Origin of the sequence: Flavobacterium endoglycinae (assembly GCF_017352115.1) — a bacterium.
In the GTDB taxonomy this organism is placed as follows: Bacteria; Bacteroidota; Bacteroidia; order Flavobacteriales; family Flavobacteriaceae; genus Flavobacterium; species Flavobacterium endoglycinae.
This window is the reverse complement of sequence record NZ_CP071448.1, coordinates 4,304,457-4,329,456: the sequence shown is the minus strand read 5'-3', so window position 1 is coordinate 4,329,456 and position 25,000 is coordinate 4,304,457. Positions and strand designations below refer to the sequence as shown.

The following is a 25,000-nucleotide window of genomic DNA, read 5'->3' as shown; positions in this document are numbered from 1 at the left end:
ATTATATCAATTAATTCTGCTGGTGCGGGCATTTCTTCTCAATGTTCCTTTGTCAAGGACTTTTTGAGATGAATTAGTTTCAATTGGATTACTATTCTGGATTAGTTTTGCTTGCTGCTGTATAGTTGGGTTTCGAAAAAGTTCTACCAATGAAAAGCTTATATTAAACTTGGTCTGAAGTTTTTCATGAAGCAGTACTATTTCTATTGAATTTCCTCCAGCTTCAAAAATGCTGACTTCATAAGGAATACTTTCCTTTTTTAAAACCTCGCACCAAAGACTATAAATATCCTGTTCTACCTGATTGTTTAGTTTTACTGTATTCTCTTGTACTGCTTTCTTAGGTTTAAGCTCTTTAAGTTTTATTAGATTTACTTTTCCGTTTTCCATTAAAGGAATTGAGGAAACAAAAGCAATGTCTTTAGGATTCATATAATCCGGGAGCATATTTTTTAAATAGTTTCGAACAAATGATTCGTTGACTTGTGGCGCCGAATATTGTCTTTCAATGCTATTATGTGTTTTTTTACGATCGTCATTTATTGCATAAAGCATATAGGTATTTTCATTTTTGATCGTATCGGAATCACTCATTGCCAATTCGTCAATTTGTATTTGATAACCGTTTTTCTTTAAAAGTTTTACGATACTGTCAAGATTAGAATCTCCATCTACCTCAATAGCAAGCTGGTGAATTCTTGCCCAGTGTTCTTCTCGTATACCTTCTAACACAAGGCATTCGCTTTTTTCTACGTCTACTTTAAGAAGATCAATACATTCAAGTTTAAGATCATCGATAACATCAGAGATTGTGGTAAGCTGACAGTCTACTTCTTTGGCTTCGTATAGAGAATTCAGGTAATTTTTGAATTCGTCATTCATTTCACCTTCACTATCAATACTTTCATAAAAAGATTTTACAATAACATCTTCATTTGAATGATTAGCGTTTTGTGAAAGAACTGTTTTATCATGTTTCACATAACCGCCTACAGCATCTACAATAGTTTCTTTTTCTGTAAACCTTCCTGACATACCTGCCATTTCAGGATAGTAATAAAAGGTCGCATTTTCTTTTTTGTTAGAAACTCCGTAGTTCAGGATTCGACCTTTGATATTGCGGTGTTCAAAGTTTTGTTTTAATCCTGAAAAAATCTGGGGGATTGGTTCAAAAGCGACTAGAAAGGCACTTGGCTGCTTTTGATTTACATGCATACTAAATGATCCTATATTAGCTCCTGCATCTATTACTACCGCATTTTCGGGTATGGAAATATTATGTTTGAAATAGATTTCATCTTCAAATATTTCTTTGTAAAGCATAGCCAGCTGTCGGTTTGACTGATGATAAACGGTGCTTCCGTCAGGAAATTTAAATGCTTTTGCCTGCTCTTGAACAGGAAGCTCTTTATAGTTTCCGAATACTATTTCTTCTTTAACAATGTAAGCAGATAAATATGTAGTATTACCATCAGTAATTGGTACAACTTTACAATCCTTTACTTCGGGGATTTTACATATTACATTTTCAATTTCCTCAGGTTCAATTCTGTAACCATTAATTTTTACCTGATTGTCTTTTCTTCCTTCATAATCAAAAGTTCCGTCAGGATTTAAGCGCATTAAATCTCCCGTTTTATAGAATTTGATAGTATCTGCCTGCTTGTTTTTTAGTTTTTTAAAACTACTCGCAGTAAGTTCTGAATTGTTGTAATATCCTTTTGAAACTCCAGATCCTCCGATATACAATTCGCCAACAACTCCAAGAGGAACCTGCTGTTCGAATTCATTAAGAAGCAATAATTTTGTATTTAAGATTGGATTTCCAATTTTAAAATTGCCGTTACGAATTTCTCTCCATGCAGACCAAACGGTTGTTTCTGTAGGGCCGTACATATTGTATAATTTCGCATTTGTAATCTCGCTTAATCCGTCGATCAAGTTTTGGTTTAAAGGTTCTCCTCCTATCATCCAATGTTCTACAGAAGAAATGTCTCTTGAATTATCTTGATTGTATAAATCCAGGATTAACTTAGACTGCGAAGGTGTCATTTGAACATGAGTAACCTTGTAAGTATCAATAAGTTCTAATTCATTTTTTTGATTGTTTATATTTAACAAATCTCTAAGCTCATTTTGTTTGTGGTAAAGTGATTTTGCTTTAGCAATGTTTTTCAACCCTGAAAGTACATTTTCGTTTTCAACACCAAAATCTACAAGACATGCTACTTCAGTAACTCCTATATTTTGAATACTTTGCAGCATTTTCTGGCAGGATTCGACACTACCAATAAGTGTGTTTTCTTTGCTGAATTTTCGATAAGCAAATTCAATAATCTCATCACTTTGTGTATCGATATTGAGACTTAATTCGTGTGCAAGAGGTTCCATTAATTTTATGGACGATCTTAGATACTCTTTAAATGGCTTTTCACTAATCTCTGCGGCTTTTTCTTGATCAGCATCGATATAGGTATGCAGCATCAATGAAACTGTTTTATCTTCTACAGTAAAACCATTTTCTTTCAGTGCTTTATGATAAACTGCAATGTTTTCTGCTAATTTTTCTAAGGACTGGCCAAGCATATGTGTAAGTACATTTGCTCCAATTTCTCCTGCATATTTAAAAGTTTCTGGATTTCCGGCTGCGGTAATCCAAAGTGGCAATTGTTTTTGTATGGGTTCGGGTCTGATTGTAATTTCAAAATCTTGGCCTGTTCCATTTTTTCTTATCACAGAATGTCCTTCCCAAAGTTTTTTGAGTTCAGTAATTTTTTCACGCATTTCAATATGACGCGCTTCATAATTTGAATTTGAAAAAACAAAATCGTTTGGATGCCAGCCAGATGCAATACTAATTCCTGTGCGTCCATTGCTCAAATTATCAATAACAGCCCATTCTTCTGCCACTCTAATTGGGTCGTGCAGGGGAAGAACGACACTTCCGGAACGTACTTTTATTTTTTCTGTTAAAACAGATATAGCAGAACCTAAAACTGATGGACTTGGAAATAAGCCTCCAAACTCGCCAAAATGTCTTTCAGGCGTCCAAATCGCAGTAAAATCATTTTTATCTGCATATTTTGCTGTTTCGAGAAGTAAATTGTATTTCTGGGCATCGTTTTCTTTATCTGCGCCAAAAAACATAATACTAAAGTCCAGATTCTTAGTTTGTGAGATATTGTCTGAAGAAAGCAGCTTGAAAGGATTTGACTGTTGTAAAACAATTTGATGCCCTCTCGAAATCGTCCAGATTAATTCTAAAACAGAAATATCAAAGTTCATGCTTGTTTGTGCAAGCCAGTTTTGTCTCGTTTCTGTTCCAAAAGAAATATCGAGTGCTTTTAAGAAATTTTTCAAATTGGCATGACTTACTTCAATTCCTTTTGGTTTTCCTGTTGTACCAGATGTAAAAATTATGTAAGCTGTATTTTCATCATGGCAGTTTATTACCACTTTATCATTTACAGTTAAATCAAGTTTATCAAGATATATAAAATCTTCATACATCTCTTTTAAATATAATTCTCTTAAAGCAGAATGTGTTATAATGCACTTGGGCTCAGCATCTTTTACGATCTGGTTCAATCGAATAGAAGAATAAACAGGATCAAGTGGAATATAAGCCGCTCCTATTTTAAAACATGCAAAAATTGAAGCAACCATTTCGATACTGCGAAGCAGACAAATTCCAACACGATCACTATTTTGTACTCCGTTTTGTACTAAATGAGATGCAATCGAATCAACTTTTTCTCCTAATGCTTTATAAGTGTATGATACGCCACCACAGATTACAGCGGTTTTATCTGGATTATTTTTTAACTGATATTCAAAAAGGCTGTTCGTCTCTTCAACATCGGTGAGATTTAATACTTCTCCATCTAAATGTTTACATATATCTTCCGCATCTTTATCGCTGATCATGTTGATTTTAAAAACATTTTCGTCCGGATTTACTAATACAGAATTTAATAATGTGTCGAAGTGTCCCGCCATACGAGCAATGGTTTCTTCATTAAAAAGATCTGTATTGTATTCCCATGAAAGCGAAAGTTCTCCTGAAATCTCAATAATATTTAGGCTGAGATCATATTTAGCACTTCTTGTATTTTTATAAGTGACCGTTTCTAAAGTTAAATCTGTTAATGCAACCTGCTCTTGTTCGTTATTCTGAAGCGAAAGTAAAACCTGAAACAAAGGACTGTGCCCTAAATTTCTTTTCACTTTGAGTTCTTCAACTAATTTTTCGAAAGGAAGTTCTTGATAATCATATGATTCTTCCAGCATTTTTTTGCTTTGTCTCAGTAAATCGATAAAACTTGGATTTTGCGACAAATCACTGCGTAGTACTATAAGATTCATAAAAAATCCTACCAGACCTGCAATTTCAGCTTTTTCTCTGTTAGCAATGGGTGTGCCTACAACAATATCTTTTGCATTACTGTATCGGGCTAATAAAACACTAAACACAGCGTGAATAGCCATAAAAAGAGTAGCTGATTCTGCCTTACATAAACTGTATAGCGATTTTAGAGTTTTTGCCTCTATTTTAGAATAATAGGTACTTCCATTAAAAGTCTGTACAAATGGTCTCGGATTATCTAAAGGAAGATTATGAATTACTGGTAAATCTGCCAGCAGATTTTTCCAATAATCAATTTGTTTTTCAAGAATCTTGCCCTGCAATCTTTTTCTCTGCCAAATTGCATAATCAGAATACTGCACGGTTAATTCTGGCAGTGCGTTTGTTTTTTCTTCTAAATAGCTATTATAAAGAATACTGATTTCATTAACGAAGATTCCAATTGACCATCCATCTGAAGCAATATGATGCATCGTTACAATTAAGAAATGCTCATTGGCATTTACTTTAAAAAGTCTAACATTTACTAATAGATCTTGAGTTAAATCAAATATTTTATTGGTTTCTTCTTCAATTTTTTCAAAAAGCTGGGATTCGATAGTGCTGTCAGCTGTATCAAATTCTTCAGGAACAATAGTAAAGCTCTCTACATTTTGTATTTTTTGAAAAGGTTCTCCAGAATTATCTACAAAAAAGGTACTACGAAGCGTATCGTGTCTTTCGATAATGCTTGTAAAAGCTTTATTTAAGGCCTTGTAATCCAATCTGCCTTTTAATTTAAAAGCCGATGTAAGGTTATAATGAGAACTTCCGTTATTGATTCTATCTAAAAGCCAAAGACTTTGCTGCGAAAAAGAAAGTGGTATTCTGTCTTCTTTATTGGTATTTTTTACCAAAGAAATTTCACTGGATGCATTTTCAATTAAGGAAATGATCTCTTGTTTATTTTCTTTTAAAAACTGTTTATCTTCTTCGTTTAGCACAGCCAGATCGCCTTTTACCAAAAGTTTGTCTTGTGACACTTCAAAACTTACTTTTTTCTGGATTAAGCGGGCTAGTCTTTGTTTAAGCATTAAATCTCCCATATTTCTGTGTTTTGGTTAGCAGAAACTTCTACTGTTATCGTATTTGCGATGCCTTTATTAAAAATTATTTCATCATCTATTGATTTTGCTAGTTCTTGTATATTTTGAAAAGTAAAGACATCTTTTATTTTTAATTTGATTCCGAAGACTTCATTGATCTTGTAAATCATTTTTACGATATTGAGAGAATGTCCGCCTAATTCAAAAAAATTATCCGTTACACCAGCTTTTTCTACATGCAGAATTTCTTTCCAGATAACAGCTAATTGTTTTTCTGTTTCTGTAACTGGCGCGACATATTCTACTGATGATCTTATATTTAAATCAACATCAGGAAGCGCTTTTCTGTCTACTTTTCCATTCAGGGTCAATGGTATTTTTTCAAGCTTAACGAAGAATCCCGGAATCATGTAATCAGGAAGTTTTGACTTTAAAAAATGCATGATTTCATTTTTATTCAATTCTTCTTTTGATACGTAGTAAACCACAAGTACATTCTCGTTGTTTATAGGTTTAGATTCTACCACTAAATGTTCCAATAAATCTGAAAACATATATACCGTAAGTTCGATGGCTTCGAGTTCAATTCGGTAACCTCTTATTTTAACCTGAGTATCGTTTCTTCCCAGATAAATGATGTTTCCTGAATAATCTAAATAAGCGAGATCGCCTGTTTTGTATAACTTTTGAGAAGAATTAAATGGATTTGAAATAAATCGGTTTTTGGTTAATTCTGGCAGATTTACATAGCCTTTTGCCAAATTCGCACCACCAATATAAATTTCGCCTATTACCTTTTCAGGCACTGGCTGTAGATTCTCATCTAAAAGGTGAATTGTAGTATTAGGCAGCGGTTTTCCAATTGGCATATAATTTAATATATTCTCTTCTTTTCCTGAAACCGAATAACTGGTAACGACATGAGTTTCTGAAGGACCATAATGGTTGTGCAGCACTACATCTGGAAACTGGATAAGAAATTTTTCTAGTGAGTTTCCTATAATCAATTGCTCTCCAGATGATATGATGTGTTTTAAATGATGATCATCAAAAAAGTTCTGATCAACAAAATCGAAAAAACCTGATAATGCTGAAAATGGGAATGTAAGAACTTCTATCTTATTGTTTAAAATATAATCTGAAAGGCTGGTAAAATCTAATTTCATAGATTCCGGCGTAACATACAGCATTCCGCCACCGCTTAGCACAAACCACACATCTTGAAGCGATACATCAAAACTAAATGAAGTGTATTGTAAATGTTTTAGTCCGGTTGTAATACCTGAATTATGTATGTTCCACTGGACTAGATTCGACAACATTTTGTGTGTCTGAATTACGCCTTTTGGGTTTCCAGTTGATCCTGAAGTATATATAATAAACGAGGCATCTTCTAGTGTATTTAAAACGGGTAGGTTTTCAGCGATATCCTCTGAATATTTAAATTGATCCAGATATATTAAATCAGCAGCAGCACTTGCAGTAAATGTAATATCTGAACTAGTAAGTATAAGATTAATCGAAGCATCGTTTAAAATATAATTTTTACGGTCATCTTGGTATTTGTTATCAATAGGTACGTAACATGCTCCTGATTTAATAACACCAATCATGGCAATAACATTGTAATGAGAACGGTTTAATAAAACACCAATGTTTTTTCCTGGTCCAGCATTATGATTTTCTCGTAAATGTGCCGCAATCTGATTGGAATAGTTATTTAACTGGCGATACGTAATTACAACATCATTATATCGTAAAGCCGTTTTATCTGGGGTTATTTTTACTTGATTTTCGAAAAATGCAATAACCGTGTCCTTTTTGTATCGAGCTGTATTTATATCATAATTCTGAATTCCTGAATATCCTTCAAGGTAATTTACTTCATTTATTTTTTTGTCAGGATTTTGTAAAAGAAGACTAATCAGCTTTTTATAGTTTACGATAAATTGCTTAATAAATTTTTCTTCAAATAGATCTGTATTATATTCTATTGTAAGTTGTAAATGATTTCCAATTTCCTCTACAGATAGTAATAAATCAAATTTACTAGTGTTGTTTTTTCCCTTCGTTATATAATCTGAAGCGTTCTCATTTATTTCTTCATCGGTATTATCTTGAGACAAAACAACCAGCATAACATCAAAAAGAGGAGTTCTAGAAGGATCTTTTTTCAATTTTAATTCCTTTACCAATTCTTCAAACGGATACTGTTGATTGGCATGTGCTTCTAACAATGATTTTTTTACTTTCTTAAAAAAGGTAGTAAAAGAGTCCTGTTTTTCTACATTATTTCTGACTGCTAATGTGTTGGTATAAAAACCTATTTGATTATTCAAATCAATATTCTCTCTTGCTGCAAAAGGACTTCCAATTACCGTATCGTTATTTCCAGAATATTTAGAAAGCATTACATGAAGTGATGCTGCAATAATCATATGCAGTGAACCTGTACTATTCTTTTTATAAGCTTGTATTAATTCGGCAGTATGATTATCGAAATAGGTTTTTAAAGTACTTCCATTATGCGTTTTTACAGCAGGACGAATATTTTTAAGAGGCAAATCTAAAACAGGAATTGTATCTGAAAATTTATCAAGCCAATACTCTTTCTGTTTTAGTAAAGCTGCTTGTTTTAAGTTTTCGATGCTCCAAGATGCGTAATCTTTATACTGAATTCGTAATGTTGGTAATAAAGGTTCATTGTTATTTTTTAATGCATTATAGGTAATTGCTATTTCATTTTTAAGAATAGGAATAGACCATGCATCACAAATTATGTGGTGCATATTACAATAGAAATAATAACCATCGCTTTGATATTTTAAAAGAGCAGCTTTAATCAAAGGACCATTTTCCAGATCGAAAACTTCATTATTTAAGGCAATGATATATTGTTCTATTTCTTCAGAAAACTTATCGCTAGTAGAAAAGTCTTTATACTCCAGATTGAATTTTATTGCATCTGCAGACAATACGTACTGCTTTAATTCATTGTCTTTGTTGACTTTAAATACCGTTCGTAATATTTCATGTCTTTTAATTACAGACAATAAGCTGTTTTCTAAAATTACTTTGTCATAATCTCCTTTTAGTTTTAATTCAAACGGAATATTATAAGCCAGAGAAGCGCTTTTTGACTGTGATTCAAACCAAATTCTAAATTGGGCATTTGATACCGAATAGTTTTCCGCACTATGTATCTGCGGAATATGTTGAAATTTGTCTTGCTCAATAGATTTCAAATAATCAATAATCTGGAACTTATTATTTTTTACTTTTTCGACAATATCATTAGCTATCCCTTCTTTTAAAAGAGATACTTTCAATTGATCATCAACAATTTTTACGGCAATTCCTTCTGCTCTTAATTCTTTAAGTAATGCAATTGTTTCCATAAATTAAATAATTAAGTGGTTTACAGATTGATCATCATCTACTTCTTGAAGCCATTTTGTATTCTCAATGGTAACAGCAAGATTTTCAATTGTTGGTGTTGAAAAAAGCGTATCAAGCTTAATGGTTAAATCAAATTTTTTATGAATGATTGACAGCAGCTCCATGGCTTTTAAACTGTGTCCTCCAAGCTGAAAAAAGTCATCGGTTGTTCCAATGTTATTAACTCCTAGAATTTGCTGCCAGATTTCAACCAATTCTTGTTCGATTTGATTTTTTGGAGCAGTATATTGTTTGTGAATCACATCATTTCCAGATATAGACGGAAAGGCATTTTTATTTAATTTTCCATTTGGTGTTAATGGAAAAGATTCTAATTCTATATAATAATTAGGAATCATATATTCAGGAAGTTTGCTGCCTAGATAATTTCTTATTTCGGCTTTATCAACCAAACCTGATGTTGTATAATAAGCTGCTAAAGTTTTCTCATTGTTTTCTTCCTTTACCAAAACTGCAGCGGCAGTAATCAATGCTGAAAAATTGGCAATTGCTGTTTCAATTTCTCCCAATTCGATTCGGTAACCGCGAATTTTAACCTGGTCGTCTTTTCTTTTTAGAAATTCAATATTTCCATCTGGAAGCCAATACCCTAAATCGCCGGTATCATACATTCTTTCTCCTTCAGCAAAAGGATTGTTTATGAATTTAGCCGAAGTTAAATCTGGTTTATCAAGATATCCTCTTGCAAGTCCGTTTCCTGATATATAAATACTTCCAGATACTCCCACTGGAACCGGAGAATAAAATTCATCCAAAATCCATATTTTTGTATTGGATATAGGACGGCCTATAGAAACTGACTGATCTTTTTTTGATGTTACTAAATAACAAGTGCTGTAAGTAGTATCTTCAGATGGACCATATAAATTCCTAACTTCAATGGATTCTAAAGGAAGTTGATTGACAATATCTACAGAAAGTGCTTCACCAGCCATATTGATAACATTTACATTATCCAGCGAAACCTTATCTGTCAGTAATTTTCTAACTACAGATGGAACTGTGTTTAGTAATACATTTTTATCAACATTTAGATAGTTCTCGATTTCCAATGCATTTTTTAAAACACGAAGCGTTTTACCAGTTGTAAGCGTAAAGAAAAATTCATAAACCGAAAGGTCAAAGCAGTATGAAGTAACTGCATATACAATTTCGAATTTTGATAAATCATATTCTCTTTTAGACCAGTTAATTAATTCAACCGCATTTCTGTGCTCTATCATTACTCCTTTTGGATTTCCCGTTGTTCCAGAAGTGTAAATAATGTATGCTAAATCTGTTTCTTTGTTTACAATTGGCAGATTTTCTGAACTGAAATTTTCTTTTACAAGATCATAACGTTGTAAAAAATCGTTGTCGATAATTACCTTACTATTACTATCTTTCTCAATATATTCTATTCGCTCTTTAGGGTAATTTTTATCAATTGGCACATAAGCTCCACCCGCTTTTAATACAGCCAATAAAACAGCCGGCAATCTTTCATTTCTGTCTAACTTAATGCCCACCAAATCATTTGGCTTAATATCATATTCTTTTCTTAAGTAATCAGCTAGTTTATTAGAATCAATATTAACTTCTAAATATGTATTATTTTGATTTTCAAATACTACAGCTGTTGCATTTGGTGTTTTTAGTACTTGGTCTTCAAATAGATCTGTTATTGTTTTGCCTTGTGGATATTCAATATCAGATGCATTAAATTGTGCAGTTACTAAGTAATTTTCTTCAGGAGTTATATATTTTATTTCTTCAATAGTTTTGGCAGGATTCTCGACTGCTTCCACCATCAATTTTTCAAAATGGGGAAACATCCTTTGAATCAGAAATTCATCATAAACATCAGTATTGTACTGAATACTAAGTGACAATCCTTCTTCGTTTTCTGTAAAGGCATAACTAATATCAAATTGTGCCGTTTTACTTTCAAACGGATAATTTTCAACTTTTAATGCTGCTATTTTTTCCTCATGAGCAAGATTTTTAATTTGTCTCTGATTTTGCAAAACGATCATTACATCAAATAAAGCTGATCTGCTTCGGTCGCGTCTTAAACTCAGATTATTTACCAAATCAAAAAAAGGATAGTTCTGATGTTCATAAGCCAAAGCCAAAACTTCTTTTTCTCTATTTAAGGCTTCTAAAAAAGGATTTCTTTCTAAAAAAGATGTTCTTACGGCTATTGTGTTCAGATACAATCCTATTTGATTCTCCAGATCATAATGATCTCGGCCTGCCACTGGAGTACCAATTATAATATCCTGCTGTCCTGTATATTTATATAATAAAGACTTTATACCAGTTATTAATGTCATAAAAAGAGTAACATCATTCTGGGCAGAAAATATTTTTAATCTATTTAGAAAATCTTTTGAAAAACTATGATTAATAGTAGTACCGTTGTAAGTTTGAATTAACGGACGTTTCTTAAATCCTGGTAGATTTAATATTGGTATATCTCCTTGAAATTGTTCTAGCCAAAATTTTTCAGATTCCAGATACTTTTCATTCTGTTTCTGATTAATCTGCCATAAAGTATAATCTTTATATTGAATTTTGAGCTCTGGTAATTCGATTAAACTTCCTGCTGTTAAAGCATTATACGTTTTTACTATTTCAGAAACCAATAATTCCATTGACCAGCCATCGCCAATAATATGGTGCATTGAAAGGAAAAACAAATGTTCGTTTTCTTTTGATTTTACTAATGACGCTCTGATTAGTGGAGACTTTTCTAAATTGAAAGCTATGTTATTTCTTTCCTGAAAATATTCCAGAATTTTTTCTTCCTGATTATGTACAGAAGAAAAATCTTCTTCAGTAATCACAAAATCAGACGAAGAAGCAGCTGACTTAATAAACTGATTAATTTCTCCCGATTCACCAGCTTTAAAATAAGTCCTTAATATTTCGTGCCTCTCTATTAATAATCGAAATGATTCTTGAAATTTATATTTATCAATATTACCCGTTAATTTCACAACAAACGGCATATTATAGGCCAATGATCCACCTTCTAACTGACTTAATATCCATAATCTCTGCTGTGAAGCGGTTAAAGGATAACTGTTTCTAAAATCTGCCGATGGAATTGGTGAATACACTTCCGTTTTCAATACTTTTCTTAAACCTTCAATTGTAGGATTGGTATAAAATATTTTATACGAAACACTCTTATTGAGCTTTTTATACATTAAATTAATGATTTGTGAAATCATTAAACTATGTCCGCCCAATTCAAAGAAATGATCGTTTACACCAATTGGAGCAACTCCAAGAACCTGTTCCCAGATTTCTGTAAGTGCTTTTTCGATTTCATCTCCAGGCGCTTTATAATCTCTTTTAACGATTAGTGAGTCTGTAATTTCTGGAAGCGCTTCTTTATTTACTTTTCCATTTGGCGTTAGAGGAACGCTCTCTATTTTAACAAAATAAGACGGAACCATATAGGCAGGAAGTTGTTTTGCCAAATATTCTCTTAGCGCTACTCTGTTGTTTTTTTCGCTCTCTATATAATAAACAGCGAGAACATCTTCTTCATTATTTTTCTTTACAGCCGCGACAGCTTGCTTAATCGTATCCGAAAATGACAATAATGCATTTTCTATTTCTGCTAGTTCAATACGATATCCTCTTAGTTTTACTTGATGGTCTTTTCTCCCAAAATATGCTAGATTTCCGTCCTCTTGCCATTTAGCCAAGTCACCAGTATCGTACATTTTTTGACCAAGGCAAAAAGGATTGTCTATGAATTTTTGAGAAGTAAGTGCTGCTTGATTAAGGTACCCATCTGCAATACCATCGCCTGAAAGATATAATCGTCCAATAATGCCCTCTGGTACTAATTGTAAATTGTCATCTAATATATAAGCTTGTGTATTGGTAATTGGTTTTCCTATAGGAATTGATGATGTATATTTTTTTTCTTTGGATAATTGATAATATGTGCTATACGTAGTATCTTCTGAAGGACCATATAAATTTCGGATTTCAGCATTTGTCAGTACTAATTTATTAGCGATGTCTACCGGAAAAGGTTCACCTGCCAAATTGATCACAGTTACATTTTCCAAAGAATATCCGGCTTCCAGAATACTACGCATACTGGAAGGAACCGTATTTAATAAAATCTTTTTATGCTTTTCCAGTTCAGAACCTATCTCTAAAGCATTGTTTAAAATTTTTATCGTTCTGCCTTCATACAAGGTGTAGAACATTTCATAAACAGAAAGATCAAAACAATGTGAAGTTGCAGCAAAAACAATATCAAATGATTCGCTATTGAATTCCTGAGAAGCCCAATTGATAAAAGTTCCTGCATTTTTATTGGTAATTACCACTCCTTTAGGACGTCCGGTTGTTCCTGAAGTGTAAATGATGTAAACTGGATCAGATGATTCTCTATGGAGTGTATTGTTTTCTTTTGAATACCAATTTTGATTGTCCAGAAACTGATTATAAACCTGAGCATCAATTACTAATTTGCAATTACTGTCTTTCTCAATATAATCTATTCGGTCTTCAGGATAATTTATATCAATTGGCACATATATTCCACCCGCTTTTAAAACAGCCAGAATAGAAATAAGCAGTTTTTCGGTTCTTTCAACTTTTATTCCAACGAAATCACCTTTTACAATAAAATATTCTTTTCTGAGATAATCTGAAAACTGATTAACCTGATCATTAAGCTCTTGGTAAGTTAAAACGGTTTCTTTATAAACAACAGCAATATTTTCCGGTGTTTTATAGGTTTGTTTTTCAATTATTTCTGCTAAAGAAATAGTATTCTCATAATTTTCAGAACTGAACTTATTTAAAAGATTTTCTCTTTCAAGATTTGAAACAACTGGAATTTCAAAAATTGGAATATCGATGTTGATTTCTAAGTTTATCAGCCATTCTTTAAATTTCGTTAAAAAATGAGTCGCAATTTTACTATCAGTAATTTGCTGAGAATATTCAAGAGATATTTTTAGATTCTTATTTAGCTCTTTTTCAACATGAAACATTATTCCAAATGCAATATCATGTTGTTTCTCGTAAATCCCATAATGAAATTGAAACGGAATATAATTTACATCTGGATTTAAAAAAATAGAATGATCTTCAGAATAACTAACGTATTTATAAACGGTCTGAATTTCTTCTCTAGTTTCTTGAAGAAATTCTTTTATTGTTTTTTTCTCAATTAATTCAAATTCAAAATACACATTTAGAGATTTTGAATCTATTATCATATTAGAACCAACTGTATTGCAATCTTCAAAATAACGCTGAAGAAGCATATTATATAATGCAATCAGAACGGTATATTCAGCGATTGTATTTTCTGCTGTGAGTTTATAAAAATAGGAAAGATCGTGTGCATCAATACTAATGTGATTTATAGAAGAAACATCAGAATAATTTTCTATCTGAGGAACAATATTACTTGTTTTTTTATGCCAATACTCTTTGGCAATTTTTTGATTTATTTGATGCATTGTGTGGTATTTTTATTTAAAAACTGATAATCTACAAGACAGTAGTTATTAGAATGCCTAAAATAATTTTGGAAGTGCTTTTTATATCTACAAATTCTATCTAATATGTAGACATAATTTTATTAACTCTTCATAAAAAAACACTATCTAAATCTATATTTTGATTAGCATTATAATATTTTCTGTCACAAATATTTCTTTTTAACATTTTCAGTTATAATATATATGACGAAAATAAGAGGAAAGAAGCAGTAAAAATTACGGGTTTTTAAAGTAAAAATTACGGGTTATAGAAATGCTTAAAAAGAAGATTTAAGCATGGAAAGAGAAATAAAAAACTGACTCTCTATTTTCGAAGAATAGAGAGTCAGTTTTACTAAAATTATGTAAAAAGATGTTTTTTTTGCACAAGCAGATTCACCAGAAAACAAAGAAATGAATCCAACTAAAATTTAATTTACTTCATTTAAAGAGGAAAGATTTAAGGTGACTTCAATTTTCGTTCCTTCATTTGGTTTTGATGTTATATTGAATTTTCCATTTAATGATATTGCCCTGTCTCTCATATTGTTAATTCCAATACCGCCTTTCCTGCTTTTAACATCAAATCCTACTCCATCATCTACAATAGTCAGCTTTAATATATTATGTTTTTTTCTATAAATTTTTACTTCACATTTTTTTGCATTTGCATATTTATTAACATTCAAAACCGCTTCCTGAATGATTCTGTAAAGATTAATTTTATAGATAATCTGAGTATTTCGCCAGTCGATATTATCATCATCTAAATAAGTAAACTTAGTTTGACTTATCTCTTTCTGATTTTCAATTAATGTGAGCAGTAAAATATTAAAATCGCTTTGTTCTAATAGCGAACTATTGCTTAACCCATGGGATATTGTACGTATTTCATTTTCAATATTCTGAAGTTCATATATATACCCTTTTCTTTTTTCGATTATTTCTACATCATTATTAGCATTAAAAAAACCTAAATTCATTCTTACACTGTAAATTTTATTCATAATACCATCGTGTAGCTCTTTGGCAATTTTTGTTTTTTCATTTTCTTTGGCATTAATAATTTTTTCATGCTGATCTGTAAGCAGCTGATAAATTTCTTCATTCGCCTGTTGTTCTTTTTTAAAAAACTTCAGTTCCTGATTTTTATATTTAAAATACCTTAAAACAATAATTATTAATAACCCCAGAATTAATACAAACGATGTAATCAAAATATAAAAATTTGTCTTGGTTAAAACTTTATTTTCATCCTCAATTCTTGATGTTTCATATTCTATTCGTGAATACTTGTCATGCGCATTTCTTTGAATTGTGTTTATACTATCGCTTACCTTAATATATTCACTAGTATAAAACAAACTATTTTTTTTGTCTACTTTATAAAGAAGCCTTAAAGTGGTCAAAATTTCATTGCTGCTTTTAATTTTAATAGCTAGATGATTTGCCTCATTTAAAACTTTAATAGAATTTACGGTATCATTTTGAGTCAAATAATACTCTCCTATATGTATTTTTTTATAAATAATATCCGGTTCCAGTCCAATACTATCGACTATCCTTAATGACTCAAATAACATAGGTCCTACGTATTTATAGTCTTTGCTTTTCATTTTAGAATAAGCCAGATTACTTAGAACATTGGCATATAGCCTTGGCCACCCTTCTTTTAGTTCATCCGTCAGTAATGGTTTAAGCTTTTCAATAGATTTAGAATATTCTCCCTGCAGATCATAAAGATTGCATACATTAATAATAGAAGTAATATTATAATTATTTATTTGATCCTTCTCATTACCTTTCATTTTATCTAAAACTTCCAAAGCCATATTATGATACTTTAAAGCTTCTTCATATTGAAGCAGCTTTTCAAGACAGTTCCCCATTAAAGTATTACAAGTATAAATTAATTCGTAATCTTTCGAACCTTTTAAATATTGTAAAGCTTTAGAAATTTCAACATTACATTCTATATAATTTCCATCATAAAATAAAACATACCCTTTATTAAATAGCATTCTAGCTACGTTATCATCATCATGCAGTTTAAAATAAATCTTTTCTGCCTGCAGATAATAAAAATAAGCACTGTCTTTTTTAGTATTTTCATAGCAGTCACCTACAAAATAAGATGCTTTTGCCATTCTAACACTATCGTGAGCCATTTTAGATAATTTTAAAGCCTTCAAACTAACGTTTAAAGATTTTTTGGGATTATTGATATAGTAATATTCAGACGCAACTTTTAAATAAGTATTTCTTATCTGCAGATTATTTCTCTGAGCTTTTAATACCAATACTGTAGAGTCCAGATATTTCTCTTTCTTGTCTCCTTTTAAATTATCTGCGTAATTCTTATCAAAGAAAATGATTGAATCATTTTCAGAGCTAGCTGAATCACTTTTCTTACAAGATAAAAAAAGGAAAAAGAGGATTAAAAAAGGAATTTGGTTTGAAATATTCAAAATTATATTTGTTTTGGTATTCCAAATATAACACTTTGAAATAAACCAAATCCTTTATAATCATCTATTAATTAACAATTAGCGCCTTGGTGGTTTTGGATTACTTGGATCACCATCGCTTTCTGTACTCAATACTGATTTTACCTTAGTTGAGTCTAATACCTGAGTCCCTGACTCTGCTTGAATTTTAATCTTACTAATAGCATTTTCTTCATTCTCAAAATCGTCGTTTGAGCACGAAACAAACAAGAAAGAAGTAAATAAAGAAATCATAAAAACAAGTCCGATTTTATACAAATTATTTTTCATAGAATATTAATTTTTTATTAACTGTGAATTATTTGTAAAAAAAAAACATTGATTTGTTTAAATTGTACGGTATTTCCGTAAAATTTTAATTAGATTTGGTTCAAATTGAATGTCTATATATGAATTTAAATATTTTGATAGTCGACGATCATCCCATGACAGTCGACAGCTACATTAACCTACTATCTAACAGCGAGTTAAATAAACATAATTTGCATTTCATAAAAGGTTATAATTGTCAGGAAGCTTACAATAAAATAAACATGTATGTGAAACAGAATACCCCCATACATTTTGCTTTATTGGATATAAGTATTCCTGCCTATAAAGAATTGAATATAAATAATGGAGTAGATCTCGCCCAGCTCATAAGAAAAAAATTCAATATGTGTAAAGTGGTTCTGCTCACTATGCATAGTGAAGCACTAACTGTAGATAAAATAATTAAACAAATTAATCCAGAAGGTTTTATCTCAAAAAGTGATATCAATTTTGAGTTATTTCCTGTGATATGTCAAAAAGTTTTAAACGGGGATTATTTTAAAAGTCCCACTATTATAGAATCTCAAAGGGAATTATTTAAAAAAAATATAAACTGGGACGATCATGACAGCCAGATTTTGATTTTAATATCTGAAGGGGTAAAAACTGTTAATCTTCCCAATTATATTCCTCTTTCAATGAGTGCTATTGAAAAACGAAAAGCCAATATAAAAGATCAGCTTTTAGAAGGAAGGGGCGGTGATAAAGATTTAATAGATAAAGCACGAAAATTAGGCCTGATATAATGTATAATCCATAAACAAACATAAAATGAGAACAATAAAATTTCTATTCCCCATTATGGCTTTTTTTCTTTCTCTTAATGCAACAGCCCAAAAGGAAGAAAAAGCTTTAGTTACTGAAACCATTCAAACCTATTTTGACGGCTGGATGACAGGAGATACGCTTAAACTTGGAAAAGCAATGCATGCTTCCTGCCATTTAAAACTTATTAAAGACAATGAAGTCTTAGTAATAGACCGAAAAACTTATTTAAGCAGATTTAAACTTCGTACAAAACTGCCTAATACTGAAGGCCGAATAATTGATATTAACATTACCAAAAACATTGCATCTGCAAAATGTGAGATAGAAACTCCTGAAAGATTATTTGTGGATTATTTTAACATGATGAAATTAAATGACAGATGGTATATAGTAGATAAAATCTCCACGAGTTCAGAAAAAAAATAACAAATACAATAGGATTTTGTATTATTAAGTGTAATTCCTTTTATCCGTATAAAAGTCTTAATCTCTGATTAGGACTTTTTTTTATAAACAGCAATTTTAGCAAATTAGCAACAACCGATATTCTCCTTCGTTTTCTATTGGTGCTCTATGAACACAAGGTAGTACTTTTTGTTTTGGATGATCTACAGCTAAACGCCAAAGATGTTTTACCCCTAAATTAATAGGTACTGCATCCTCATGCTGCTGGTAATGCAGATCAAAATAATTCTCCTTCAAAAAGTTTTCGAATTCTTCTTCTGTTCCATCATGCAGTTCTTTTAGTTTCTGCCTGATTTCTGGAATTAGAATTTTTTGCTGTGCCTGAGAATTGGGAATAATATCACTTGCCGCTCCGTGATAGGTACATAAAAAAGTATCCGTCGCAATAGGTGAACGGTCCACATGAAAAGAATAAACATCAGTCGATATGAAATCAAATTCATCATCGCGCTCATAACACTTCAATAAATTAAGAGAGGGCGAAGCGCCAAAATCAGTTAATAATTGCAAATCCTTTAAGATTATTTCCCTTGCTGCATTTCCCTTTTCTGAGAGTTCGAGTGCCATTAAATCTTCAGGATAAACTTCTGTGATATTTTCCTTTAAAGATAATTTAGCGGTGATCTCTGCAAAATCGCCATCCAAATTTCTATACCAGCAAAGGGCATTTTGTTCACCCTCAAAATCAGTATGCACAAGCTCAGAAAAAGAAGATACGATGCCAATTTGATTGCTGGTAGAAAATGTAGTATTCATTTTGTTGTATAATAAACTAGTTATTGCATGTATCGCAAAAATAAGCAATCGAAGTGTTTTACAATAGATTTTAATTAAACCTTGCTCTAAACTTTAAAGGTGTTTCATTTGTTTTGTTTCGAAACAATTTGCTAAAACTTTGCAGATGCTCAAAACCTAATTCATACGCTATTTCGGAAACTGATAAATTAGTATTTGAAAGCTTTTCCTTTGCTTTTTCAATCAATTTTTCGTGAATGTGCTGTTGTGCATTTTGTCCTGTCAAAGTTCGCAGCATATCGCTGAGATAACCAGACGATATTGCCAGACTATCTGCTAAGTTTTGTACAGTTGGAATTCCTTGATACGATTTTTTTTCATTATCAAAATGATCATTCAATAATTGTTCAAATTTATCAAGAAGAGTATTATTTATTGTTTTCCGAGTAATGAATTGTCGCTTATAAAATCGTTGGGCATAATTTAATAATAACTCAACCTGAGCCAAAACCACATCCTGACTTAATTCATCTATTCTGTTCATTAATTCATCTTCGATATTTCTAAAAAGGCTTAAGATAATTTCTTTTTCTTTTTCAGATAAATGAAGAGCTTCGTTCACTGAATAAGAGAAAATTCATATTTTTTGATTTTTAAGGCCAAAGGAGAATTCAATAAAAAATCCGGATGAATTAAAATAGCGGCTTCTCTCCCGCTGCATCCCGATTCTCTTGGTTCATTTTCATGTTGCGCTACAATTTGATTAGGAGCTGCAAAAAAAAGACCTCCTTCATTAAAATCAAAATGGGTTTGTCCATAACGAAGTGAGCCTCCAAGATTGGGACGAAAAGATATTTTATAATAGCTTAAAACATGGCTTTCTGTTGGAGGAGTAAATCCCAGATTTGAATCAATACCGTTCAGTACCGTAATTAAAGGATGCAATGGAGGCGGTCCACCGAAAGCTTTCAGACCTTCTGCTAGTGAAGTAAATTTACTTGGAGCATTATTTTTTTTCGCCATGGTGCTTTTTTTTCTGTTACAATTTAGGAAATAAAAAAGCAGCAGAATCTCTGCTGCTTAAATTTAATTTTATTTAGCCTTGTGCAGCTGCCGCAATATCCTGCCATTCTTCCCAAACTTTGATGCGATCTGAATATGCCTGGCGGATTTCATCCAGATTATGGCTTCCCAAAAACATTCTTAATGGCGGCTGTTCTGCGTCTACAAGCTTTAATACAGCTGCGGCAGTAGCATTGGGATTTCCTCTTTCCAGCTTGCTCAGATTTTCGAAAACCATATTTCGTATTGATTCATATTGAGGAAGGTTTTCTGAAAATTTAAGTGAATTTTCACTTCCAAATTCTGTTGCGTACGCTCCCGGTTCAATAATTGTAACATTAATTCCGAAAGACTTGACCTCAACAGCTAAACTTTCGTAGATGGCTTCAAATGCCCATTTAGAAGAACAATAATATCCAATTAGTGGAACTACATAATGTCCTAAACTGCTTGAAGTTCCTAAAATATGTCCAAAACCTTGTTCTCTCATAATGGGCAAAACGGCTTGAATAACCGAAACCGGACCTAATATATTGGTTTCATACATCGCACGAATTTCATCTGTTTTGGCTTCTTCAACTGTTCCAACTAATGAATATCCTGCATTGTTAATGACAATATCTAATCTTCCGAAATATTCATGTGCGTTTTTTACAGCATTCTCAACTTGTGCTGGTTGAGTAACATCTAAAGGCAGAATCAAAACGTTGTCACCATATTTATCTTTAAAATCTGAAATACTCTCAACATTCCTTGCTGTAGCGGCTACTTTATCGCCTCTTTCGAGTGCCGCTTCTGTCCAAACTCTTCCAAAACCTCTGGAAGTACCTGTTATAAACCATACTTTTGGTTCGTCTATTTTTACTTTTGTCATACTATTTTTCTACTAAAAATTAATAAGACAAAATTGAGGAATACCAATTTCAAAATTTTAGTCAAAATGCGGAATTTTGTAACCTAAACGAGGCAAAATAGGTTCCGCTAAATGAGGATGAAATTGCTTATTCCATCCTTCGGTTATAAAAAGAATCAAAAATGACATAAAAAAAACCTGTAAGATTTACAGGTTTTTCAAAATTATAACTAACATTATTAACACTAAAAATTACTCTTATTACTTATTTTGAAAATTCAAATTTGTTTAGTTTTTTCCAGCTTCCGCGTGTAAAATCTGGAATTTCAACTGGTGCTGAATTATTATCCAAAGAAATTTCTGTTAATGGACTTAGGCAAGACCATTCGGCTAAATCGTAAACATCCATGTCTAAAGGAAGTCCTTTTTGAAGGCAATAAAACATACGATAATCCATAATAAAATCCATACCGCCGTGTCCACCAACTTTTTTAGCCATCTCTTCTATATCTTTTACAATTGGGTTTTTATATTTTTCCATCAAAAGTTTTTTAACATCTTCAGAAACAAATTCTTCTGCATTTAGGTTTTGATAATTTTTGGCAATTTCGGCTCCGGCTTCTTTCGCATCAATTGCATAACCTTCAACTGGATATTTGTTTGCAAAACCTTTTGTTCCTGATAATTGATACATTCTGCTGTAAGGTCTTGGACTTGTAACATCATGCTGAATCTGGATTGTTTTACCCATTTCGGTACGAATCATAGTCATGGTATGATCTCCATTTCTAAAATCTTTTACTTCTTCGCCTGTCTTTTCTTTTATAAAAGCTGGATTTCCTACTGCTTTTGTATCCATCGAAACCAAGAAATTCATTTTATCACCACGGTGAATATTTAAGGCTAAACAAGCTGGCCCCATTCCGTGTGTTGGATAAATATCTCCTCTATGTTTACGGTTATAATCCATACGCCAGTTGTTCCAATATTCTCCCCAATAGGGCTGAAGTCCGTGTATATAAGAACCTTCTGCATGCAGAATTTCTCCAAAAACACCTTGCTGTGCCATATTTAAGGTGGTTAATTCGAAGAAATCATAAACACAGTTTTCAAGCATCATACAATGTTTTCTTGTTTTTTCGGAAGTATCGATAATATCCCAGATTTCTTTCATGGTTAAAGCACCCGGAACTTCAACGGCAACGTGTTTTCCGTCATTCATGGCCTGTATGGCAATACTGGCGTGATGCTTCCAATCAGTAACAATATATACTAAATCTACGTTGGGAAGTTTTGTCACTTGTTTCCAGCCGTCTTCACCAAAGAATTCTTGTGCTTTTGGTTTTCCGTGTTTTACCAAAGTATCGTTAGCCCCTTTTGTTCTTTCTTCAAGCATATCACAAAGCGCTACGATTTCGACTCCTGGTATGTGTGTTATTCTTTCGACAGCACCTGTTCCGCGCATTCCTAAACCAACGATTCCTACTCGTACCACAGGAATTGCCGGAGCAGCCAAACGAAGAACATCTGTCTGGCCTTTGGCTCTTTTAGGAGCTTTCGTTTTGATAAGCTGAGCAGAGATATCACAAACCTTTAACAGCATAAATGCTATCAATAAAATTTTTAAACTTGAACTTTTCATTTTTATGTATTTAATGGTATAATAGGGTTAGACGTTTTAATTGTAATCGTTTATTTTTTTAGACTTTTATATACGTTTTGTTTTTATGCATGTACCAGAGTATGAAATATAAAATTCCAAAACCTGCTAAATCGCAAAATGCATCATAATAAGAACCTGTAAATTGTTCAAAACCATAAAAAACTTGTTTGGCAATTAATGAGAAATTAAAAACATGTGAACCAACATAAGCTGCAATTGCATTTACTCCGATAACTTTAAAAGGATAAGCCCATTTTGTATATCCTTTTACATCGATAATCCAGTAAAAAAGTGCTAGTAAAACAAAGCTGATTCCTGATGAGAATAATACAAAGGAACTTGTCCATATTTTTTTGATAATGGGATGCCAGATTCCTATAAGCAACGAAATAGAAAAAGTGATTATTCCGATTACTGCAAGATACAACGCTATTTTGGGTCTTGGCATTGAGGACAAAAGTAATTCTCCTGCAAATAATCCTGATAAAGTGGTTGCTGTAAATCCGAGTCCGGTTAAAAGCCACGAATATTGTGTTTGATCATAAAAACGTCCAAAAACCTGTTGATCGATATAAATTGAAAGATTTTTATTGGGAAGAAGCTCAAAATGATGTCCAAAAAAATCAGGAACGCTTAACAAAACGGCATATAAAATAAGACAAACGGCAAAGAATATATACCTTCCTTTTTTGGACAAATTCAGATAGGCAATACATGAAAACAAATATCCAACTGCAATGGCTTGTAATGTATTGCTAAATATGTGAAATTTTGAAATGTCAAGAAATAATAAATTTCCTTGAACGATCCATCCTAAAATAAACAGAATTATAAATCGTCTAAAAATATGAGCATAGACATTCTGATTTGATGCTGCATTTCTTTTTCCTAATGAAAATGGAATTACAACGCCAACTACAAACAAAAACAAGGGCATTATAACATCATAAAAATGAAATCCAAGCCATTCCGGATGTTCAAACTGATCTGCCAATGATTTTGTAAAATCGATTTTAGCTGCTGCATTTAAATTATAAAAGAATCGGTCTGCAACGATTATCATTAATAGATCAAATCCTCGCAAAACATCTACAGACATTAATCGGTTGTTGGTTATGATTTTATTCATTTTGTCTATATTCTTTTCAGTTGAAACTTTTTAAGAAATAATCCGCGTATTTTTCTGTTTTTTGAAAAGTCAAAATACCGCGGATCATTTTTAATATTGTAACTCGATAGCTTACGCCATTAAATTCAGAAAATTATCTCTCCAAAAAACTTTTACTTAATGGCGTATTTTGACCGGCTATCGATGACAAACTACAATTCTAAAGTTGAAAACTTAGGTGCTTCGGGGAAATTAGCAACTGCCGCCCATCCCGACGTCATTTCTGTAATCGCAATACCAATTGAGCTTCCTAAAGTTCCTAACTGTGATTTTGGAATACTAAATTCAATTGCATTTGTAGTTGCAGATAAGCTGACAATTCCAGAAGCTGTTAAGCTTGATCCAGAACCTGCAATGGCGCTCCAGCCCCAGCCTCCATTTGGATCTGTATGGTTATAAAATGATCCCCAGCCGTTCGTTACTAAAGGCCCTTCAAATAAAAATTCTGCTCCAGAACCTTGAGGCCAATTGCCGTGTAAAAATCCAGTCTGCGTATTGCCATCAGTATTGATATACATATCTACCAGTTCCATCAGCATTTTTTTGTTTCCTTCTAAATAAACATTGACATTTGGACCGCCTGCCCAGATTTTAATTTTCTGAATAGAACCGTTACCAGAAGTATTTTCATCGGTTACGGGAACATCATTCCAATCCGCAAATTTTCCATCTATTTTAATATCTACTATTATAATTTTTGGAGCATTTATCACTTTTGTCACAAAAGATTCTTCTCCAGCATCATTGGTTACTGTTAAAGAAACTCTGATTTCTCCTCCAATTTTATAGGTATAAACAGGATCTTTTTCATTAGAAACATAATACAGATCACCAAAATCCCATCTGTATTTGGTTCCATTTGTGGAAAGATTCGTAAAAGTAAAGGTACTTCCGTCATTGGTAAATGAAAAATCTGCGACTGGTTTATTTGCCGAATCAGAAGCATTATTATCGCTAGAACAAGCTGTAAGCAGTAAAAAAGCCGACAGTATTGCTAGAAACTTGGTTAGTTGTATTTTTTTCATGGTTTTTAATTTAAATGTTTTACGA

Annotated in this window: 14 protein-coding genes; 2 read left to right on the top strand and 12 right to left on the bottom strand. The window is 32.1% G+C overall.

The window, feature by feature from the left end:
- Positions 1-6: 6 nt before the first annotated feature.
- The 5 genes from J0383_RS19185 to J0383_RS19165 form a co-directional block, all read right to left on the bottom strand.
- Positions 7-5,451 (bottom strand): MupA/Atu3671 family FMN-dependent luciferase-like monooxygenase, encoded by a 5,445-nt coding sequence (locus tag J0383_RS19185; protein WP_207295569.1) that lies wholly within the window; start codon positions 5,449-5,451, stop codon positions 7-9.
- Complete coding sequence (locus tag J0383_RS19180) at positions 5,439-8,849, bottom strand: non-ribosomal peptide synthetase (protein ID WP_207295568.1); 3,411 nt, start codon at positions 8,847-8,849, stop codon at positions 5,439-5,441. Before J0383_RS19180 ends, J0383_RS19185 begins: the two co-directional genes overlap by 13 nt.
- A gap of 3 nt (positions 8,850-8,852) precedes the next feature.
- Positions 8,853-14,396, bottom strand: a complete 5,544-nt coding sequence (locus J0383_RS19175; protein ID WP_207295567.1) for a non-ribosomal peptide synthetase — start codon at positions 14,394-14,396, stop codon at positions 8,853-8,855.
- A gap of 452 nt (positions 14,397-14,848) precedes the next feature.
- The gene (locus tag J0383_RS19170) at positions 14,849-16,885 is read right to left on the bottom strand and encodes a tetratricopeptide repeat-containing sensor histidine kinase (protein ID WP_239023103.1); all 2,037 of its coding nucleotides are present in this window, start codon (positions 16,883-16,885) and stop codon (positions 14,849-14,851) included.
- A 78-nt stretch (positions 16,886-16,963) separates the two neighbouring features.
- Positions 16,964-17,194 carry a hypothetical protein gene (locus J0383_RS19165; RefSeq protein ID WP_207295566.1) on the bottom strand — a complete coding sequence of 77 codons (231 nt, stop codon included), beginning with the start codon at positions 17,192-17,194 and terminating at the stop codon, positions 16,964-16,966.
- Between the two features lie 119 nt (positions 17,195-17,313).
- Here J0383_RS19165 and J0383_RS19160 point away from each other — a divergent pair, with 119 nt between their 5' ends.
- Positions 17,314-17,982, top strand: a complete 669-nt coding sequence (locus tag J0383_RS19160) for a response regulator (protein WP_207295565.1) — start codon at positions 17,314-17,316, stop codon at positions 17,980-17,982.
- Between the two features lie 25 nt (positions 17,983-18,007).
- Entirely contained in the window at positions 18,008-18,430 is a 423-nt protein-coding gene (locus J0383_RS19155; RefSeq protein ID WP_207295564.1) for a nuclear transport factor 2 family protein, read from the top strand.
- A 96-nt stretch (positions 18,431-18,526) separates the two neighbouring features.
- Here the strand turns inward: J0383_RS19155 and J0383_RS19150 are convergent, their stop codons facing one another.
- The 7 genes from J0383_RS19150 to J0383_RS19125 form a co-directional block, all read right to left on the bottom strand.
- Positions 18,527-19,225 (bottom strand): DUF1826 domain-containing protein, encoded by a 699-nt coding sequence (locus J0383_RS19150; RefSeq protein WP_207295563.1) that lies wholly within the window; start codon positions 19,223-19,225, stop codon positions 18,527-18,529.
- Positions 19,226-19,295: 70 nt separating this feature from the next.
- Positions 19,296-19,826 (bottom strand): helix-turn-helix domain-containing protein, encoded by a 531-nt coding sequence (locus tag J0383_RS23815; RefSeq protein ID WP_317196714.1) that lies wholly within the window; start codon positions 19,824-19,826, stop codon positions 19,296-19,298.
- Positions 19,823-20,227 carry a hypothetical protein gene (locus tag J0383_RS23810; protein WP_317196713.1) on the bottom strand — a complete coding sequence of 135 codons (405 nt, stop codon included), beginning with the start codon at positions 20,225-20,227 and terminating at the stop codon, positions 19,823-19,825. Before J0383_RS23810 ends, J0383_RS23815 begins: the two co-directional genes overlap by 4 nt.
- A 73-nt stretch (positions 20,228-20,300) precedes the next feature.
- Entirely contained in the window at positions 20,301-21,140 is an 840-nt protein-coding gene (locus J0383_RS19140) for an SDR family NAD(P)-dependent oxidoreductase (RefSeq protein WP_207295562.1), read from the bottom strand.
- A 244-nt stretch (positions 21,141-21,384) separates the two neighbouring features.
- The gene (locus J0383_RS19135) at positions 21,385-22,722 is read right to left on the bottom strand and encodes a Gfo/Idh/MocA family protein (protein WP_394369554.1); all 1,338 of its coding nucleotides are present in this window, start codon (positions 22,720-22,722) and stop codon (positions 21,385-21,387) included.
- A gap of 97 nt (positions 22,723-22,819) precedes the next feature.
- Positions 22,820-23,911: an acyltransferase family protein gene (locus J0383_RS19130; RefSeq protein ID WP_207295560.1), complete on the bottom strand. Its 1,092-nt coding sequence runs from the start codon at positions 23,909-23,911 to the stop codon at positions 22,820-22,822.
- 191 nt (positions 23,912-24,102) lie between these two features.
- Complete coding sequence (locus J0383_RS19125; RefSeq protein ID WP_207295559.1) at positions 24,103-24,975, bottom strand: PKD domain-containing protein; 873 nt, start codon at positions 24,973-24,975, stop codon at positions 24,103-24,105.
- Between the last annotated feature and the right edge of the window lie 25 nt (positions 24,976-25,000).

Coding starts and splice junctions, on each gene's coding strand:
- J0383_RS19185 (WP_207295569.1), bottom strand. CDS start 5,451: ATGGGAGATTTAATGCTTAAACAAAGACTAGCCCGCTTAATCCAGAAA.
- J0383_RS19180 (WP_207295568.1), bottom strand. CDS start 8,849: ATGGAAACAATTGCATTACTTAAAGAATTAAGAGCAGAAGGAATTGCC.
- J0383_RS19175 (WP_207295567.1), bottom strand. CDS start 14,396: ATGCATCAAATAAATCAAAAAATTGCCAAAGAGTATTGGCATAAAAAA.
- J0383_RS19165 (WP_207295566.1), bottom strand. CDS start 17,194: ATGAAAAATAATTTGTATAAAATCGGACTTGTTTTTATGATTTCTTTA.
- J0383_RS19160 (WP_207295565.1), top strand. CDS start 17,314: ATGAATTTAAATATTTTGATAGTCGACGATCATCCCATGACAGTCGAC.
- J0383_RS19155 (WP_207295564.1), top strand. CDS start 18,008: ATGAGAACAATAAAATTTCTATTCCCCATTATGGCTTTTTTTCTTTCT.
- J0383_RS19150 (WP_207295563.1), bottom strand. CDS start 19,225: ATGAATACTACATTTTCTACCAGCAATCAAATTGGCATCGTATCTTCT.
- J0383_RS23810 (WP_317196713.1), bottom strand. CDS start 20,227: ATGGCGAAAAAAAATAATGCTCCAAGTAAATTTACTTCACTAGCAGAA.
- J0383_RS19140 (WP_207295562.1), bottom strand. CDS start 21,140: ATGACAAAAGTAAAAATAGACGAACCAAAAGTATGGTTTATAACAGGT.
- J0383_RS19135 (WP_394369554.1), bottom strand. CDS start 22,722: ATGCTGTTAAAGGTTTGTGATATCTCTGCTCAGCTTATCAAAACGAAA.
- J0383_RS19130 (WP_207295560.1), bottom strand. CDS start 23,911: ATGAATAAAATCATAACCAACAACCGATTAATGTCTGTAGATGTTTTG.
- J0383_RS19125 (WP_207295559.1), bottom strand. CDS start 24,975: ATGAAAAAAATACAACTAACCAAGTTTCTAGCAATACTGTCGGCTTTT.